This is a genomic window from Sporomusa rhizae (assembly GCF_041428845.1).
GTDB classification, from domain to species: domain Bacteria; phylum Bacillota; class Negativicutes; order Sporomusales; family Sporomusaceae; genus Sporomusa; species Sporomusa rhizae.
Map to the genome: position 1 here is coordinate 5,532,396 of NZ_CP156925.1, position 19,794 is coordinate 5,552,189.

13 protein-coding genes are annotated in these 19,794 nt (G+C 43.5%); 2 read left to right on the forward strand and 11 right to left on the reverse strand.

Annotated elements, in window-relative coordinates; all coding sequences use genetic code 11:
• Positions 1 to 130 precede the first annotated feature (130 nt).
• From SRRS_RS25875 to SRRS_RS25910, 8 genes are all read right to left on the reverse strand, one after another.
• On the reverse strand, positions 131 to 1,603 hold the full coding sequence (locus SRRS_RS25875) for an apolipoprotein N-acyltransferase (RefSeq protein WP_371364522.1): 1,473 nt from the start codon (positions 1,601 to 1,603) through the stop codon (positions 131 to 133).
• A gap of 216 nt (positions 1,604 to 1,819) precedes the next feature.
• A complete protein-coding gene (locus SRRS_RS25880; protein WP_371364523.1) occupies positions 1,820 to 3,166 on the reverse strand; it encodes an MATE family efflux transporter in 1,347 nt (448 codons plus the stop codon).
• A gap of 45 nt (positions 3,167 to 3,211) precedes the next feature.
• Positions 3,212 to 4,021 carry a MerR family transcriptional regulator gene (locus SRRS_RS25885; RefSeq protein ID WP_371364525.1) on the reverse strand — a complete coding sequence of 270 codons (810 nt, stop codon included), beginning with the start codon at positions 4,019 to 4,021 and terminating at the stop codon, positions 3,212 to 3,214.
• 274 nt (positions 4,022 to 4,295) lie between these two features.
• Complete coding sequence (gene nifJ / locus SRRS_RS25890; protein WP_371364527.1) at positions 4,296 to 7,811, reverse strand: pyruvate:ferredoxin (flavodoxin) oxidoreductase; 3,516 nt, start codon at positions 7,809 to 7,811, stop codon at positions 4,296 to 4,298.
• 85 nt (positions 7,812 to 7,896) lie between these two features.
• On the reverse strand, positions 7,897 to 9,300 hold the full coding sequence (locus SRRS_RS25895; protein WP_371364529.1) for an amino acid permease: 1,404 nt from the start codon (positions 9,298 to 9,300) through the stop codon (positions 7,897 to 7,899).
• Between the two features lie 20 nt (positions 9,301 to 9,320).
• Complete coding sequence (gene ilvA / locus SRRS_RS25900) at positions 9,321 to 10,529, reverse strand: threonine ammonia-lyase (protein ID WP_371364531.1); 1,209 nt, start codon at positions 10,527 to 10,529, stop codon at positions 9,321 to 9,323.
• 13 nt (positions 10,530 to 10,542) lie between these two features.
• Entirely contained in the window at positions 10,543 to 10,926 is a 384-nt protein-coding gene (locus SRRS_RS25905; RefSeq protein ID WP_371364532.1) for a RidA family protein, read from the reverse strand.
• A 298-nt stretch (positions 10,927 to 11,224) separates the two neighbouring features.
• Positions 11,225 to 11,887: a transcriptional regulator gene (locus tag SRRS_RS25910; RefSeq protein ID WP_371364534.1), complete on the reverse strand. Its 663-nt coding sequence runs from the start codon at positions 11,885 to 11,887 to the stop codon at positions 11,225 to 11,227.
• A gap of 238 nt (positions 11,888 to 12,125) precedes the next feature.
• On the opposite strand from SRRS_RS25910, the gene SRRS_RS25915 reads away from it, so the two are divergent.
• Both SRRS_RS25915 and SRRS_RS25920 read left to right on the forward strand, forming a co-directional pair.
• A complete protein-coding gene (locus SRRS_RS25915) occupies positions 12,126 to 13,556 on the forward strand; it encodes a TldD/PmbA family protein (RefSeq protein WP_371364536.1) in 1,431 nt (476 codons plus the stop codon).
• Positions 13,556 to 14,863 carry a metallopeptidase TldD-related protein gene (locus SRRS_RS25920; RefSeq protein WP_371364538.1) on the forward strand — a complete coding sequence of 436 codons (1,308 nt, stop codon included), beginning with the start codon at positions 13,556 to 13,558 and terminating at the stop codon, positions 14,861 to 14,863. The genes SRRS_RS25915 and SRRS_RS25920 overlap by 1 nt, the downstream gene beginning before the upstream one ends.
• A gap of 282 nt (positions 14,864 to 15,145) precedes the next feature.
• Here SRRS_RS25920 and SRRS_RS25925 read toward each other — a convergent pair whose 3' ends face one another.
• The 3 genes from SRRS_RS25925 to SRRS_RS25935 form a co-directional block, all read right to left on the reverse strand.
• On the reverse strand, positions 15,146 to 15,964 hold the full coding sequence (locus SRRS_RS25925; protein WP_371364540.1) for a transposase: 819 nt from the start codon (positions 15,962 to 15,964) through the stop codon (positions 15,146 to 15,148).
• A gap of 300 nt (positions 15,965 to 16,264) precedes the next feature.
• A complete protein-coding gene (locus SRRS_RS25930; protein WP_371364542.1) occupies positions 16,265 to 18,010 on the reverse strand; it encodes an ABC transporter ATP-binding protein in 1,746 nt (581 codons plus the stop codon).
• A 295-nt stretch (positions 18,011 to 18,305) separates the two neighbouring features.
• Entirely contained in the window at positions 18,306 to 19,766 is a 1,461-nt protein-coding gene (locus SRRS_RS25935; protein ID WP_371364544.1) for an ABC transporter transmembrane domain-containing protein, read from the reverse strand.
• Between the last annotated feature and the right edge of the window lie 28 nt (positions 19,767 to 19,794).

Genomic DNA, 19,794 nt, shown 5'->3' on the forward strand with positions numbered 1-19,794 from the left:
TTATTGATTCGCCTTATTACCATTAAATCCCTGTAAAAATACAAACTATTGAAGCGTCATTATATTTTTAGCAGGCTACAGTTTGCTCATAAGATAATCCGAGTGGAATTGAGGCAAAGCCAATATACTTTTACCTTTGCCTTTTTACTTGTCTCAAAAAGAATATTATCAATAAAATAAATACCCCCACCGCAAGATACCCAAACCAATTACCCAACTTACTATATAGCGATTTACCTTCTCCCATCCGGATTTCTCCCAGTAGAAGTGCATCTTCTTTTTCTGCCGCACTGGATTCCATTGTAATAATATTTCCTCTGTTGTCGCTCAAACTCAATAATCCCCACTGCGCAGCTCGTGCTACTGCATAATTTTCTTCAACGCCACGCATGATAGCAACTCGGGCATGTAATAGCGAATCGGTCTTAAAGTCCAGAGCGGGCACAAACAGCAAATTAACTCCTGCCTGACTATACCCTCGGCTAGGCTCTTCAAAATCCATATCCTTGCAAATGGCAATCCCCCATGCTCCTTGGTCTCCCCTATCCCCAATGCCAAGTGTTTCGCCGGACGTAAAACGCCCCTCAGAAAATGGCAGCAAATGTTGCTTGTCATATCGTAATACCGTTTCGCCGTGGGGTGAGAAGAAGTAGGCCGAATTATATAGTTTGTCATCCGCCTGAACACTTACTCCCGCAATTACCGTAACTTGGTTTTTTCGTGCAGCCTCCGCCAACCGTTCTAAAAGATTCACCTGGTCATTCAGATTTAATGCTACAATTTTTTCCGGCAGCAAAATAACCTCAGCACCTGCACGGGAAAGCAAATCAATACAGTGAACATATCTGCTGATAATTTTCTCCGCCTCTTGTTGCTGCCCACGCGAACGCATCTCTTCCATAGTCATAGGTATAGCTGCCATGCCAATTTTCACAACAGCCCCTTGGCTTGGCACGTATAAGCGATACCCGCCAAATAGTAAAGTAACGATTAGTATACTCATCGGAATAGCTATCGTTTTTAAACATAATTTTGCGTTTTTGCGATAATGCCACGCTAAGGTAATACTCGCGGGAACCAACAGTAACAAAAATGATATTCCCCAAATTCCTGTGATAGAGGCAATTTGTATAATGGGTAAATTAAATAGTTGGGTATAAGCAATGCTACCAACAGTTCCCGCCGGAGAATATAATGATGAGATAAACTCATAAGCAGTCCACCCGCTTGCAAGAATAAAACACCCTGCCCAGTGTTCGTTTCGCAAAACCACATAACGAAACAACATGACTAAAGTTGTATATATAATAGCATTGATAAATGTTCCATAGATAAAAACCGAAACAGGAATTATCGTATTCGCATAGGCAAAAATAGCCCTGGAGAACCCTAAAAAACTTGTAATTAAGCTGGCAGAAATTACGCAAAGCGTAGATGCTCTTAGTGCATATACCAGAAGCGGTATTGGAGCTAGCCAGGTTAATAACCAATAATTATATACCCCGTCCGAAAAATAATAAGCTGACGAACTAAGCAAAACTGTTACAACAAAATCGATCAACCGCCGTTTGAATTCTTTATCAAAAATCTTGTCTAGCCGCATTCTCTCACCCGTTCCATTTGAAGTCCAAAAAAATGATGCTCTACTTAATGGGAAACATAGAAATTAGGAACACTATCCCAAGAACTTCCTATAATCTCTTTTATTCTATTACTATTATAAATGCAAAGCATCCATTTTTTTTGCTATTTAAAGCTTTTTGTTTACTTACTAATAAAAAAACTCTAAGGCTATCACCTTAGAGTCAAAAATCCAATACTATTGCCTGATATTCATTTGAATTTGATACTTAAAATGATTATATAGCAAGGCTATAGATAATAGGAATGTTAGCATTTCCGCCGCAGGAACCGTCAGCCATATGCCGTTTACCCCTAGCAGCTTTGGCAGCATGACTAGCCCTATGCCTATCCAGACTATTCCTTTACTCAAAGCAATTAACGCTGCACGCAGAGGATTGCAAATAGCGGTAAAATAACCGGAGGCAACGATATTCAGACCATTTACGATAAACGCAAAAGCATACAGTTTGGCACCATAAACCGCAAAGGCAAGTACCGTATCGTTATTTGCATCCAAAAATATCGCAATTATTTCTCCGGCAAATAAAGAGATCACGGTAAAAACACTCACACCAATTGCGAATGCCGCAAAACCAGTAAGCTTTAGTGCTTCTTTCACCCGTTCTATTTTACCGCTGCCATAGTTATAACTAATAATCGCGCCAACCCCATCAGATAACCCTATCAGGATGTTATTCCCGACAAAAGACAAGTAACTAACAGCGGTAAAAGCAGCTACGCCAACTTCGCCTACATAACGCATAAGCGTAATATTAAATAGAAAAGTTGTAATCCCCGTACTTATCTCAGATAACCCCTCTGAAGAGCCATTATAGATAATATTATAGGCTAAATCTCTCTTAAAACTTCCTTTACCCAATTTCAAAGTGGTTCTTCCCGTAATAAAAGGAATTATCGCCATAACAAAAGCAATACCGTAGCCTAATCCAGTCGCTAAAGCAGCGCCTTTAATTCCTAGTCCCAGTTGTACTATAAATAAATAGTTAAACAGCATATGACTTAAAACAGCAGCGATCAGAACCTGCATGGAATAGAGAGGTTTCCCCATTACCTTTAGCACATAATCAAGAACAAACATTATCCCTAACAGCGGCAAGAATAATCCCGTATAACTAATATAGGTTGTTACCAACGGCATTAACTGCGCACTTGCCCCCAAAAATACAGCGATCTGCTTGGTAAAACCAACAGCGATCAGCGAAAGCAGCAACGAGACGCCGAGCATTAAAAGGAGAGATGTTTTAAAGGTGTCATCCGCAGCCCCGTTATCCCCTTCGCCTAACTTTCGCCCCACCATGCTCTGCGTACCAATGCCGATTACCACACCAACCGCAATCATCAGGCTAAAAAAGGGCATCGCAATAGTAACACTTGCCAGCGCATGTACACCGATATAATTGCCAACAAAAAAACCATCTACAATGGTATTCAGTCCCAGAAACAACATTCCCGCGATTGCAGGAACACTATATTTGAAAAATAAAGCAGTAATATTTTCTTTGCCTAATATGTTTTCATTCATATTTATCACCTATATAAGATGATAAACCTTGGAGTAACTCCAATGTCAATGGCTATTAGTAGCAATCCAAATTTCATAAAAATCAAGGCCGTCTTTATGCGAGCTTGCCATGTACCTGCCAATCATCGGACCACTTACTCGTCTGCCTTCTTCTTTCAGATACTCCAGAGCCTTTCCCAGTGCATCATTATCCTGTTCAAAATAGTCTGTCTGCACTATCGTATATAAATATTCTGCCTCAGGTAAAGAAGCAAGCTCCTGCTGTTCCGCCAAATCCAGCATGTACAAATTCTCTTTGTCGATACTGATAGCGGCTTGAGCTGAACTGAAATTTGGATTTTTTAGAAAATCTTCTTGGGGGATTAATAAAGTATACCGAATGCTGTCAAGCCAATCCCAATTCTCCTTTTTATATTTTCGAATGATAGCAACCAGGTTATCTGCCTGCTTGCCCAGGAGTTTGTATTTGAAATCAGGTGCAGGGACAATCGAAAATTTTCCCACATGCTGTTCACACTGTTCGTAATGGGAAACGACTTGGGTAATTGTTTTCTGTAATTTGATTAGCTCTTGTATTCTATCTTCAACTACCCTTTGATTTTGATAAAGCAATTTTTTAATATCGGCTATACCCATCTTCGTTATGATCTGCTTAATGTCCTTAATCGATAGCTTCATACCGCGAAAAAACAATATATCCATCAGGACGATAATCTCTTCATATGTGTAATATCGATAGCCGTTGTCGTCGTTTTTATGTGACGAAAGTATACCGGCTTTTTCATAATACCGTAATGTGTCAGTAGATACGTCGAAAAGCTCGGCCAGTTCCCCTATCGTCAGTTTACCATCCATCTTTGCATCCTTCCTTGCCCACGAGTTTCTTATCTATATTCTCTCGATAACAGTACTAAAAAGACCTATATTAATAATAGCATAACCTATTACCATACATTGCGCATCAACGAAAATCAAAAACAAAAATGCCCTGAGGACCCCCCCCAGAGCCGAATACACGAGTATCATTATAAGGTAGGAATTACTGAGCATTTTACTGCTGAAATTCCCGTACTAATAAGTAGAGGAGCACTGCGTGCTCCTCTACCCTTTTACTATCGTACTTTATAAACTACTTGCCTGCCAGCTGCCGATAGGTGGCCAGCCGTTCTTTAGCATCTTGCTCGGTTTTATCAAATAACTGATCGGCCACTTCGGGGAATTGCTTTTTCAAAGCCGAGTAACGAACTTCGCCCATCAGGAATTCTTTGAAGTCGGCAGTTGGTTCTTTGGAATCCAGTGTGAAGGCATTTTTGCCTGCCTCTTTGGCCTCTGGATTATACCGGTATAGGGCCCAGTAACCGCTATCCACAGCACGTTTCGCCTCTTGTTGGCTTGCGCCCATACCGGCTTTCAGACCATGATTAATGCACGGCGCGTAGGCGATGATCAGGGATGGCCCCGGATAAGCCTCGGCTTCGGCAATCGCCTTCAAGGTTTGATTTTTGTCAGCCCCCATGGCAATTTGCGCGACATAGACATACCCATAGCTCATCGCGATCATGCCCAGGTCTTTTTTCTTAACCCGTTTGCCGCTGGCCGCAAATTTGGCAATGGCTGCGGTCGGCGTAGCTTTGGAGGACTGACCGCCGGTATTGGAATAGACTTCGGTATCAAATACCAGTACATTGACATTTTCGCCGGAGGCTAAGACATGGTCTAACCCGCCAAAGCCAATGTCGTAGGCCCAGCCGTCGCCGCCAAATATCCATTGAGACCGTTTGACCAGGAAATCCCGGTTTTGATAGATTTCTTTGAGTAGGTCATCCTGGTCTTTTATTGGTTCTAGCGCGGCTATCAGACGATCGGCTCGCTCCCGTGATCCTTCGCCGGTATCCTGATGCGCTAACCACTCTTGACAGGCCAGTTGCCATTCTTGTCCTAAGTTAAGTTTGGCTGCTTTTTCTATATCCATGGCTAATTTTTTCCGTACTTGTTTGACAGCTAAAAGCATGCCCAAACCGAATTCGGCGTTGTCTTCGAATAGGGAGTTGGCCCAGGCCGGGCCATGGCCGCGGTGGTTGGTGGTATAAGGTACGGAGGGTGTGCTGCCGGCCCACACGGAGGAGCAGCCGGTAGCATTGGCGATCATCATTCTGTCACCATATAGTTGGGTGACTAGTTTGGCATACGGAGTTTCACCGCAACCGGCACAGGCGCCGGAGAATTCTAACAGCGGTTGTTCGAATTGGCTGCCTTTGACGGTGGTTTTGCTTGCCGGATTGGCTTTGGGGCTGAGCGTCAGGGCATACTCCCATAGTTTATCCTGGGCAAGCTGGGTATCGAGGGGTTTCATTATGAGCGCTGGTTGTTTGGCCGGACAGATCTGGGCACAGTTGCCACAGCCGGTGCAGTCCAGCGGGGATATGGCGATGCGGAAGTTTAGTTGTTTGGCCCCGGTAGCTTGTTTCGTGGTAAAGCCTGCCGGTGCTTGTTTGATTTCGTCTTGATCGGCAAGTACGGGGCGAATGGCGGCGTGCGGGCACACATAGGCGCACTGGTTACACTGAATGCAGGCCTCGGCTTGCCATTCTGGTACGTTTATGGCAATACCCCGTTTTTCATAGGCAGCCGTGCCTAAGGGATAGGTACCGTCTTCGACACTGAGGAAGGCGCTTACGGGCAGTTTGTCGCCTTCCTGGCGGTTCATGGGCGCAAGTATGTTGTTGATAAAGGCCGGGACGTTTTTGGCCGTATCCGGTTCTGTCTGGGTATTGGCCCAGGCAGCAGGTACAGTTATTTTGACGCTGGCGGCTACGCCGGCATCGATGGCGGCATGGTTCATGGCGACCACTTTTTCGCCTTTTTTGCCGTAGGATTGGACAACGGCTTGTTTGAGGTAGTGGGTAGCTTCTTCTAGCGGAATGATAGCGGCGATTTTGAAGAAGGCCGCTTGCATAATCATGTTGATCCGGCCGCCAAGACCTATTTTCTGAGCAATACCAACCGCATCGATGGTATAGAGGTTAATCTTATTTTCGGAAATATAGTGTTTCAGCGCCGCCGGCAGATTTTTGCCCAGTTCTTCTTGGTTCCAGGTGCAGTTGAGGAGGAAGCTGCCGCCCGGCTTTAGGCCTTCTACTAGGTCGTATTTGTCTACATAGGACTGGTTGTGGCAGGCGATGAAATCAGCGCTGTTAATGAGGTACGGGGCTTTTATCGGCTGTTTGCCAAATCGTAGGTGGGAGATGGTGACACCGCCGGATTTTTTGGAGTCGTAGGCAAAGTAGGCTTGTGCGTACATGTCGGTATGGTCACCGATGATTTTGATGGCACTTTTGTTGGCGCCTACGGTTCCGTCAGAACCAAGTCCCCAGAATTTGCAGGCTTTGGTTCCTGCCGGCGTGGTGTCAATGTCTTTACCGAATGGCAATGAGGTATTGGTGACGTCATCTATGATGCCCACGGTAAAGTTGTCTTGGGGTTGCTCCTGCTTGAGGCTTTGATATACGGCCTGTATATGTCTTGGCATGACGTCTTTGCCGCCAACACCACAGCGTCCGCCGACAATAACGGGACGCCAGTCGGTGTTATAGAAGGCTGTTTTTACGTCAAGGTATAAGGGTTCGGCTAAGGAACCCATTTCTTTGGTTCTGTCTAAGACGGCGATTTTTTTGACTGTTTTGGGTATGTATTTAAAGAAGTGTTTTATGGAGAAGGGCCGGTAGAGATGAACGGTCAATAGGCCCACTTTTTCGCCCTGCGAGTTGAGATGATCAACTACTTCTTCGATGGCCCCGCACATGGAACCCATGGCAATAATGATTCTGTCGGCGTCGGCCGCACCATGGTAGTTGAAGAGATGATATTCCCGGCCGGTGAGTTTGCTGATTTGGCCCATGTATTCTTCGACGATATCGGGCAGGGCCTGATAGTAGCGGTTGGTTACTTCGCGTTGCTGGAAGTGGATGTCGGAGTTCTGAACGGTTCCCCGTAATACGGGGTGATCGGGGTTCAAACCCCGCCGTCTAAATTGGTTCAGTGCCTCCCAGTCTATTAGGTTGGCCAGTTCCTCATATTCTAGGAGCTCAATTTTTTGGATTTCGTGCGAGGTCCGGAAACCATCAAAGAAGTTAAGGAAGGGCACTCTGCCTTTGATGGCCGACAGATGGGCGACGGCCGCCAGATCCATCACTTGTTGCACGCTGCTTTCGGCGAGTAGGGCAAAGCCGGTTTGTCTTGTGGCCATAACATCGGAATGGTCACCGAAGATGCTGATGGCATTGGCCCCGACTACGCGGGCACTTACGTGAAAGACACCCGGCAAGAGTTCACCGGCAATTTTATACATGTTGGGAATCATCAGTAGTAAGCCCTGGGATGCGGTGTAGGTAGTGGTCAGCGCACCGGCCTGTAAGGAGCCGTGTACTGCGCCGGCGGCACCGCCTTCGGACTGCATTTCTACTACTTCTACTGTCTGCCCGAAGATGTTCTTTCTTCCCTGGGCTACCCATTCATCGACGCTTTCCGCCATGTTCGATGACGGTGTGATCGGGAAGATTGCCGCTACATCGGTGAAGGCATACGAAATGTGTGCGGCGGCCGTGTTTCCGTCCATTGTCTTCATTTTTCTCTTGGTGTTGTTCATAAACTCATCCCCCGTCCTACAAATAAATACTCTCATAGCACTCAATAGTTGAGTACTATGAGAGTCAATTAAATTTAATTACTTATTATTTTTGTTCGCCAACACTGACCTCTTTTTCTAATGGTTGTCCTGGCTGCCGTTTGCCGATACCCAGTACGAAGTACATTACCGTAATGATGGCGCAGAATACTGCGCCGGCAATCAGGCCGCCACGGGTATCTTGGTTAAACCACATTCCCACCAGAACTAAGCATAAGAAGATAATTGTGACGTAGTTACTGATAGGGAACAGCGGTGATTTAAAGGGGTGTGCATCCATTTCTTCCTTGCCCCATTTTTCTCTAAACTTAAACTGGCTTATGCACAGTACAAACCACGGAGCCATTCCAGGCAGGATACTAGCACTGTAAATATAAACAAACAACTTGGAATTCGGATAAATATAGTTGAAAAATACGCCTAAGAGCAGGCAGGCAATGGTGACTTTAATACTGTTGGCAGGAACGCCGCTGGGAGAAATCTTCTTTAAGAATGCCGGGGCTTGTCCATTTTCAGCCAATGTATACAGCATTCTGCCTGCGCTGTAAATACCGCTGTTACAGCCCGACATGGCGGCGGTAAGAACAACGAAGTTAATGATACCGGCAGCGGCGGTAATACCTACTTTGGCGAAGGTCATAACAAACGGGCTGCCGATGGTACCGATTTGATTCCAGGGATAGATCGTTACAATAACAAAGATAGCGCCGATATAGAAGATTAAAATACGCCAGATAATATTTTGGATGGCCTTGCGCAACGTGTTCTTCGGATCTTGTGCTTCACCGGCAGTAATACCAACAAGTTCTACACCCTGATACGAAGCAGTTACCAGGCACAAGGCAAACATGAAGCCTTCCCAACCGCCGGCAAAGAAACCGCCATTGTTGAAGAGATTGCCGACACCCATCGGCAGGCCGCCATTGCCAACTCCAAAAAAGACAATACCAAAACCAATGACCAACATGACTACAATTGTAGCTACTTTAATAAGTGCAAACCAAAACTCAAATTCGCCATAGTACTTAACAGCCGCTAAGTTCGCAATGGCCACAACGGCCACCCCGATTAACGCAGGTATCCATTGCGCCAGGTCCGGGAACCAATAATTCATATAAATGCCAATAGCCGTAACCTCGGACATGCCTACTGTAACCCACAAAAACCAATAGCACCAGGCCGTGATATATCCGGCCCAAGGGCTGATATATCTGTGGCCATAGGTAGCGAAGGAACCGGTAACCGGCTCGTGATACAACATTTCCCCCATGATCCGCATGACAAAAAACATTACGATACCGGCTAGCGCATACGCCAGCAGAACCGACGGCCCTGCCCATTTGATCGTGCTGGCTGAACCCATAAACAGTCCAACACCAATGGTACCACCCAAAGCAATGAGCTCAATGTGGCGGGCCTTCAATCCACGGGTTAGTTCTCTTTCTTCCATACTCTTCTTCCCCTCCTAAATTAAACTATATTTACGCAATATTGATGCTGCTCCATTAGTTGTTTGATCATGTCGATTTGCTCTTGGTCGGCAGTCTCCAGCTCCAATTCCACGGTGGCGTAGCCTAATGGCACTCCACGGGTTTCCCGGTGGTGGGTAACCGTCAGTACATTGGCGCCGGTTTCCGCCGTCAATTGCAGCAATCTCCATAATGAACCAGGTTTATCGGGGATTAGTATATCAAAAATGACTTTCCGTCCTGACTTCGCCAAGCCCTTATTGATAATGCGTGACATCATATTTACGTCAATATTGCCACCGCTGATCACTGCCGCGATTTTGCGATTGTTATAGTGCTGCAGCCGGTTTAATATAGCCGCAACAGGAACTGCACCCGCTCCTTCGGAAATCGTTTTGATACGTTCCATCAATAGCAATATGGCACTGGCGATCTCTTCTTCATCCACAGTTACAATTTCATCTACATAGCGCTGCACAATCTCAAAAGTCAGCTCACCCGGAGTTTTTACAGCAATTCCATCGGCAATGGTGGGATTGCCGTTATAGGTAATAATTTTCTTTTGGGCAACAGACTCGGCCATGGACGGCATATTTTTGGTCTGTACACCAATGACTTTTACGTCAGGCTTTAGACTTTTAATGGTTAAGGCCACACCGGCGATCAGTCCGCCGCCGCCAATTGGCACAACAACGGCTTCTACATCCGGCAAATCCTCTAAAATCTCTAAGGCAATTGTTCCCTGACCGGCAATGACCTGGGGATCATTAAAAGGGTGAATAAATGTCAGTTTGTTTTCTTCCTGAATACGCCGGGCCGCTGCATAGGCTTCGTCATAGACCCCGCCCTCAAGCACAACGGTTGCGCCATACCCTCTGGTGGCTTTAACTTTGGACAGAGGGGCATTTTTCGGCATTACAATGGTAGACGGAATGCCAAACAGCGTACCGGCGAGGGCTGTTCCCTGCGCATGGTTACCGGCGGACGAAGCAATAATACCGTGTTTTTTTTCTTCCTCACTTAAATTTGCGACCTTATTGTATGCGCCTCTCAGCTTGAAAGAACCCGTACGTTGTTGATTTTCCATCTTCAAGTACACACTGTTACCCGTCATATCACTCAACGTGTTGGTATAAGCCAGTTCTGTCCGGACAGCAATCCCAGCCAGCGTTTCCCTGGCTTTTTTTACATCTTCCAATGAGATATTCATTGCTAGCATCTCCTTATTTATGACTACATGCAATTAGTTCGATTTCAACTAAAACTCCTTTGGGCAAACTGGCCACTCCTACACATGAACGCGCAGGCAACTTACCGGTAAAGTATTGTCCGTAAATTTCATTGACGGCAGCGAAGTTATTCATATCGGTAATAAAGACGGTAGTTTTTAACACATCATCAAAGCCCATTCCTGCAGCAATCAGTACCTGTTTAAGATTTTCCAGAACCTGTTTTGCCTGTGCTCCAATTCCCCCGGATACAACCTCACCTGTCTGGGGATTAATACCGATTTGACCGGAAGTAAACAGTTGATTGCCAAACATTCTCGCCTGAGAATAAGGGCCGATGGCCTGAGGAGCCTGGGTTGTTTCAATTATTTCTTTCATAGTTTCCTCCTTGTAATATGCGTAATATTTTTTTAAGCGGAAATCTTCAGTTAATTTTACTGATAGGGTTCCACCAGTCACCATTTTATATTGCCTTTACTGCCAAACCTGTAGAAATAAGTCATATTTCATAATAAAATATTATTATAATAATATTTTCTTATTACATGTTTACAAAAAAAATTATATCGTGTCCATTTGCACTGTACAAAATTCCATGACAATGCAAGCCCACCCCGTTGAGCTACCGTCATTACGCGGGCCTCCCAGGCCCGCGAGCTTCCCTTACTATCGCTATTTACTTAGTAGACAGGTATCGATAGATGGTGCTTTCTGAAGTTTGCAATCTACCAGCCACTTTGGTAATGGCTCCTTTTATTTTAAAAATCCCATTTGCATTCAGTCTTTGCACGATAGCAGTTTTTTCCTCAATCGACATCCTCTCCACCGGCATATCATACTCCTCAAGTATTTTCTCAACAGCAGAGTCTACGACATTTTCGATAGAGGAATGTAACGATTCCACGACTTTTTCATTTACTACGGTATTAGCAGCCACGCTATTGGCAAACACGGCATTCATAAGCTTATCTGCTAAGTCTTTGACGATCTGGCTGTCGGGCGACATAAGGATATTCACACACAGCATACCAATGAGTTTGCTTGTTTCGTCTTTAATAAAATAGGTAGATGATCTTAATTTTTCACCATTGTCAGTACGGCTTAAATAATTAACAACGGCATTTTGGTTTACATAGGATTTGTTCTCCAACAATTCAAGCCCCAGATCGGTCAATGGACAACCTAACCGCCGTCCGCTTATATAGCCGTTTCGAATTGCTATTACTGAGTTTTGTACGTCTACAATATCGTGTAAGAGCACTTCACAATTCGGTCCGACAAGATCTGCGATAAAGTCTACGATGGGAATATATGTTTCGAGTAGTTTTCTTGATTTCATGTAAATGCCTCTCCCGGAAAGTTTTCAGAATTTGTTTTATATTTTACTTATTCTATTAATAATAAAAAATTCCTCTTTTAATAATAAAAAATTGTTATTATTTTCTCCAACCAATATTTCCTTTCGCGAAGGAAGGAATTTCTGTAAAAGTATGGAAATTAAAGAGAGCAGCAAAAATTCTGCGGGACTTATTCTCTGCAGAATAGTAATTATTAATGGAGAGATAGGGGGATGAAGAATGAAAGTTGCTATGTCAAAATTTCTGAACGATCATAAACCGGTACTAGAAGAGTTGCTGACATTACTTCAGGAACACTTTCAATATGTTTCAATCCTGGGAACCGACTGCGCCGGTAAACTATATTCTGTGCAAAAAAACGGAGTAAGCGTAAATGACTCCCGCTGGACAGAACGGGGCTTTGTAGTGCGGGTTTACAATGGCATAAACTATTCGGAGTTTTCTTTTAATGAAATAAAGGCAGAAACCTTGGGTGAATTAGTACAAAAAATTTGTCACGCTGTAAAAGACACAATAAAAACGTTAACCGACGCCGCGGTTTCGTTCAGTAAGTATGATCTAATTGACGAAAAAACAATAACCGACAGCTACTCTGGGGAAGTAAAAATCTTCCCCGGAGAACTAAGCACCGAGCAAAAGCTGGCCAAAATGACCGCCATTAAGGAGAAGGCACTTGCCAGTTCTGAGCTTTTAGTGGATTTTCAGGTCAGATATGAAGAAGTAAGCGTATCTAAGGTATTTATCTCTAGTAAAAAGAAATTGGAACAAGCTTATATTTGGAGCCAGGGCTACTTGGTTTCCATTGTACGCCGCGATAATAATACAAAGTATTGTCATAAGGCGTTTTCCGGATTGCAGTCAGCAGAACTGCTGGATGAAATGGCGGCCGCTATCGATACGGTTATCGACACCAGCAGTAAGCTGCTGGATGCACAACCGGTAGAGCCAGGTGAATATGACGTAATTTGTTCGCCCGATGTTGCCGGCTTAATCGCCCATGAAGCCTTTGGCCACGGCGTTGAGATGGATATGTTCGTTAAGGGCCGCGCTAAGGCCGTAGAGTACATTAACAAGCCGGTTGCCTCTGAGCTTGTCACGATGCATGACGGCGCAGCGTCTGCTTCCCATGTTTCCTCCTTCCTGTTTGACGACGAGGGAGTATTGGGGACTGATACAATCATTATCAATAAGGGTATTTTACAAACAGGCATTTGCGATACGTTAGCGGCGCAGAAGCTCAGCATTGCTCCTACCGGCAACGGCAAACGGGAGTCCTTCGAGCGCAAGGCCTATACGAGAATGACCAACACGTTTTTTGCCCAAGGTAACGATAAATTAGACGACATGATCGCCTCAATAAAATCCGGCTACCTTATAGACCATTCCATGAGCGGAATGGAAGACCCAAAAAGCTGGGGCATTCAGTGCATGGTGCTGCAGGGGGAAGAAATCGTTGAGGGCAGGCTTACAGGCAAGATTGTTTCGCCCATTATTATGACAGGCTATGTACCTGATTTATTAAAATCTATCTCCATGGTCTCGGACATCGTAGAGCTTTCCGGCAGCGGTGCCTGCGGCAAAGGCTATAAGGAATGGGTCAAGGTCTCCTCCGGCGGCCCATATATCAAGGCGAAAGCGAGGTTAGGCTAATGCTTGGAAAAATTAAAAAACGGCTTAGTACCTGTCAAGAAATTGCGGGTTTTAGAATCATCGAGCATAAGGTGGAAGCAGGCGAACTGTTTTTTGTAAAAAAAGAACTCGACATGAATCGCGTCAAAGCTGTACATCACTTTACTGTTACAGTCTACAAAGATTTTAGTGAACATAATATTAAGTATCGCGGTTCTGCCACCGCCAATCTGCATCCAACAATGAATGAGGAAGAAATAAAGCAGGTTATTGCTGACTTAGCCTTCGCTGCCGGATTCGTAAAAAATCAGTATTATCCATTGCCGCAGCCGGCAGCGACAGATGGACAACCGCCGCTAAGCAATTTTGCCAGTCATCCCATTAGCCACTGGCTGCCTAAAATTACTGAGGCTGTTTTTAAGAACGACATTCAGTCTCAGGGCGGCCTAAATTCCTGCGAGCTTTTCCTTGACAAAGTATATACGCGCGTCATTAACTCGGAAGGTATCGATAGCTCTTTTGAAGGTTATAAAGGACAACTAGAATTTATCACTGCGTGCCAGGGAAAATCCGAAGAAATAGAGCTTTATAAAAACCTGCTATTTGCCGGTTATGATGCTCAGGCTATTGCCGGCGAAGTGGCAGAGATGCTGGCCTTATGTAAGGAACGGGCCTGTGCTTGTCCTACGCCTGCAGTGAAAAAGCATACGGTTCTGTTAACAGGCGAACCGGTCGAAGAATTTTTACAATATTACACCGCTAAAGCGAGTGCACACAGTGTTTATAATAAGCTGTCCGAAGCCAAGCTTGGCGAAAATATTCAGGGACTCAACGTAAAAGGTGATTTGATTAACCTGCTACTTGATCCTACCCTGGAGAACTCTACCGATTCCGCCCCTTTTGACGAAGATGGTTTCCCGCTAAAACCAGCAGTCTTATATGAAAACGGTATCCTTAAAAAATACTGGGGTGACGTGAGACATTGTCACTACTTGAACGTAGAGCCGACAGGCATGATTCACAATATTGTAGTCCAGGGCGGCAAAAAGTCCATCACGGCTATGAAACAGGCACCCTATTTTGAACTAGTAGCTTTTTCCGATTTTCAGATGGATAGTCTAACCGGTGATTTTGCCGGAGAAATTCGATTAGGCTGGTACTTCGACGGTACAAAAACCATACCGGTAACAGGCGGTTCCATTTCCGGCAATATTAAAGAAATGCAGGAAGAAATGTATCTTTCCAGCGAACTGCAAAAGAACAATAATTATTTAATACCGCGAACCATTCAATTGTTTAACGTAGCGATTGCCGGCGCAGGAAATTAAGTTCAAAAGAGATATGGCTGCATTATTCACTAGATAGTGTTTCTCTTTATGTTTGCCAACAAAAGGGCTATCTCAGATTTGGTTGTAAACCTTGATATGCTCCCCCCATAGACAATGTCATTAAGATAAGCTTATAAGAAACCCCAGTAGTAGAAAAGTGATACCGCTGGGGTTGTCGCATACACAGAATAACATAGAAAACGCAGGTGTTTTTGACTTTTGAGCAACACAAAAGCAGATGCCCGAAAAGCATCTGTAAAGTCCTTTCACGCATGTTAAATCTCAAATAATTCTGTACTGGAACCCTACTGCTGAAATTGGATTTTGATATCTAGGAAATTGTCGGCCAGGGCGTATTGGGGAAAGGTGCTTACCTATCAGTTTAAGAACTTGGACCGCTGGAATTAACTCTCTCAAAAATTGACGGCATATATTTAAAGCCACTGGAAAATTTACTCGCAAATCTTCCGAAATACTGATGTGATGCATGATAATGGAAGAGTAATTGTATAGAATTAGTCTGGCAAAAATCTCTTGCAATATAAAATCCTTCTTTTTGCTGTGCAGACTTGCCAAACCCACAGCATATTTAAGCTCCTTAAAAGATGTCTCAATTCCCCAGCGCAGATTATAGAACTGTTTTATTTTCTCCGGCGGAAAATCTTCGGCATTGAGATTTGTATAAACCGTTTCATACACACCATCAGCAATAGCGAAGCGAACGGCACGAAAATGTAAATCATAAAACTTGGAATCTTTCGGTTTAATGAAGTCAAATGTCGTATGTGGTTGTATCCATCGATACCGATGGGGGTATGCTTTTAAAAGCGGTAACGTTTCTTTGGTTTGGCGCCGGGTGAGAGTTAACGTGATTTCTTCATCGTATTCCGGGCAATTTGGTAGAGAAAGCCTTGATATAATCCCATAGGATTCTTTCGCCCGGATGATATAGTACCATGATTTCTCCTGAAGTGATAATTTGCGTTCGCGTGAAAAATCTTGCCCTGGTCGTTTCACGCAAGCCGGTAAATCTGCTGTGATTGAGCGTATCGCTTGGTGCAGCGCAGTTCGTACCTGCTCTGGATATGCTTTCTTTTTCATTTTAAAAGGCCTCCTTAAAAATGTCCTCATTTTCAAGGCAAAGCCTTCGATTTTTATTTATTTGTCAAGTGTTTTTTTATAATTGATAAATTTTATATGCCCACCTGTATGTATAAGAAAAACACAACCATCTTAATCTGGATGGTTGTGTTTTTCAGCATTAACTTAATGACATTGCCCCCATAGAAGACAATGAAACAATAAATTGTCTCCTATAGGGGGACTTTTTGTAGCACGATCTGCTTATTACAAATGGGAAATGAAAACTGGTGACCTGGCAGGCGTTAGTATTCATAATTTTCACTGCATCGCATAGACACCGCCTCTGTTTAAAAGCTCAGCATGGGTTCCCTCCTCGACCACCTTCCCGTCCTGCAAAACAATGATGTTGTCAAAATCTTTAATTGTAGAGATACGATGAGAAATAACAATTACTGTCTTTTCCGCGGAAAGGCGTTCTATTGCTTCCATAACTACCTTTTCCGATTCAGAATCCAATGCACTGCTTGGTTCATCAAAAAGGACTAAAGGAGACTTACTGATAAAAGCACGGGCAATTGCAATTCGTTGCCGCTGTCCACCGGATAATGCTGCTCCTGCTTCGCCTGCCAGCGTGTCATATCCATATGGCAATTTTTTTATGAAGTCGTGTGCCTCCGCTTTCTTCGCCGCGTTAACTATTTCTGCAAACGTTGGTTTAGCTCCATAACGCAACGCACCAATTGCTATATTGTCCGCTATACTGATATCAAGCAAGGGGCTTTCCTGTTGAACAAGAGCAATCTGTTTTCGCCAGGACTTTAAATTGCACTCATTAGGATAAATTCCCGACAGCGTAATTGTTCCGCATGTTGCATTAAAATAATTAAGAATGAGTCCTAAAATTGTACTTTTTCCAGCGCCGCTTTCGCCAATGATCGCCGTCCGTGTCCGTTTGCGAACAGACAATGAGAGGCCACGCAAAACAAATCTCTTTTGGTCATAAGTAAAAAAAATATCTTTGCAATCTATTATCTTGTCCCCTTCAAGAGGCTTGAAATCAGGTAAATTGCTTCTTTCATCTTCTACTGGCAAATCTATAATCTCAAATACTCTATCTGCTGAAACACCTATCTCAGTCAGGTAATTCCACGATTTTCCAATCCCCCCCATCATATTACTTATTAGAGCCTGCATTGGAAGGACTATCATAACATCCGGTAAATATAATAAATGATTGCTTGAAAGCCATGCGCTGATAAAGAGGCAGCTCCACAGACTGAATAACTCAAAGATTCTAGCAACTAAATCAGCCTGTTTTTTTATATTTCCGCCTTTGGTTTCCTGTTCCGCAGTATAGCGGGAACTTTCCGTACACTCCTTGACTAATTTGTCCTCAACCCCAAGCAGGCGCATTTCCATCGTCCCCGCAAAGAGATTTGAAAACGTCCGAACAGTATTTTCATTGCTATCACGGCTTTTTAGAACGGCAAGATGAATCGCTTTTGAAAAATGTGCTGAACAAAAAGCCGAAAGAATACCAATCGTAAGCATGGTCACTGCCAGAAGACTGCTTATCGACCAGACAGTAATAAAAGCTAAGATGCCTGTTACAAAGGGCTCGATTATAATAATTCCGGCACCTTGAAAATAGAAGTCCGCTATTTTCTCACCACAATCCGTAATAATCCGAGTCATAACATTTCCACTGTGATGCTGCTTTGCATCAAGTTCTTTTTGTCTTAGCCAATGATCCACCATTTTTAATTGTATTTTACCCGTTAGCCGCTCAGCAGCCCACGAGTTTAATTGATATCCTAATACAGTGGGTATTCGAGTCAGACAAAAGCCAATAAAAATTAATAAAAATGTTGTCCATACCATCTGTGCTCCAGTTGCCCCTGCCACTGCCGTACGCAATAAAATTCCATTCAGCAGTTGAACACAATACCAAGTTACCGCCGTTATCACTGCTCCGACGACTGAAATTACCCAGAGTTTCGGATCAAAGCAGATTAACCTTAAAGTACTCTTCAAAATATGGTTTACAGAATAATTTTTATCCATTAATCTGACTCTCCCGTAATGAACTATAATAAAGGTGTGCATACGATCCCCGTTTATCTAAAAGTGCACGGTGTGTTCCCTCCTCAACGATGCTTCCATTCTCCATTACAATAATGCGATCAGCGTATTGAACATTCGTAAACCGATGATTGACCATGATAAGTGTGTGCTCTCTGGAAAGAGAACAAAGGGTTTCACCTATAAACATCTCACTCTTTACATCTAGCGCACTGGTAGCTTCATCTAATAACATTAGTGGAGTATTCTTTAATATCATTCGTGCCAGCCCAACGCGTTACCGCTGCCCGCCTGATAAGCTGGTTCCGCGTTCCCCTACCTGTGTTTTCAGTCCATCTGAAAGCTTATTCAATGATCCCGTGATTCCAGAGAATTTAACTGCCTGTTCTAATGAGATTATTTTTCGGTTAGATTGAGCAAGCTGAATATTCTCCTCAATACTCATCGGCCAAAGAAAAATGTCCTGTGACATATAACCAACCAGTTGATGAAATATCCGTTCATCCCAGTCTTCTATTTTTCGTCCGAATATTTTTATGGTTCCCCGACTTGGCTCGTAAAGTCCACCGGCAAGTTTTAATACGGTACTTTTTCCACTGCCGCTCTTGCCTACGATGACAACTCTTTCTCCTTTCTTTATTCGCAAGTTAAAATCAGTCAGGATTTTCGAAGCACCAAAATTGACATTCGAATAAGCAAATGAAACATTTTCCAACTCGAATGCATGTACGGTATCCTGGCAGGCAATCTCCCGGCCAAATACTTGCTGCGGAGAATCCCAAATGGGAAATAGCCGTTTTGCATATGCCAATAAACTGGGAATATTAGCCATAAAATCATCTAACTCCCGAATTTCATCAGCCGTTGTAATGGATAGGGTGAATATCATAATGAAGCTTTCAGAATGTAAGTTGTTTTGTATTACCAAAGCACAACCAATTACACCTAAGAGAATCGAAGGAATTTTATTGAAAAGGATTGCAGGACTAAACGATAAAGGCATCATAGCTAATGCGTTGGAAATTTTTTTAACATAACAGAGAATTTTATTCTCTATCTCTCTTTCTACAGTATCTTCTAAAGAATATGCTTTAATTGTAGTTCTGTTATTGATTACATCCTGAATTTTCGCATTGCGTGCACTGTTTGCCACTCTCGAGTCATCAAAATATCTTTGACTCACTTTACTTCCCCACGCATTAAAAATAAAAAGAAATGGGACTGGAAATAGATAAGCAACTGACAATCTCCAATCCACTGAGAAAAGCACAAAAATCGTTACACCAAATATTACAAGACTTTTAACTGCCTTCGGCAGATAAGTGGCAACTGCCATTGCGGCACTGTCCGTGTCCTCTTGAACTCTGTCTACTAAATCTCCTGTCTTTTGCGTCTCCTGCCATTCATATTTTGCTTTAGCATATTTTTCTGCGATTATCATTCTATAATGAAAATTGAGGTTTGCCTGAAGCTTTACTTCCAATCGTCCTTTCAAAAACTCAGCTACTGCATAAACCACCTTGCCTGATAATAAAAGCAAGAGCGGATAAATAAAAATTTGGAATTTTTCTTGATATGTATGAGTAAATAATTGGCCCATACCAAATGAAAACATGATATTGCCCAAGGCCAGAACAATACACAAACAGGATATCATCGACAAATATTTTGGAGCTTCAGTCCCACGTATTAGTTGATAAATTGAATCTGCTGCACTTTTTATTTGATTCTTTAACATAGTTTTCGACTTCATATGTTCACCTCAG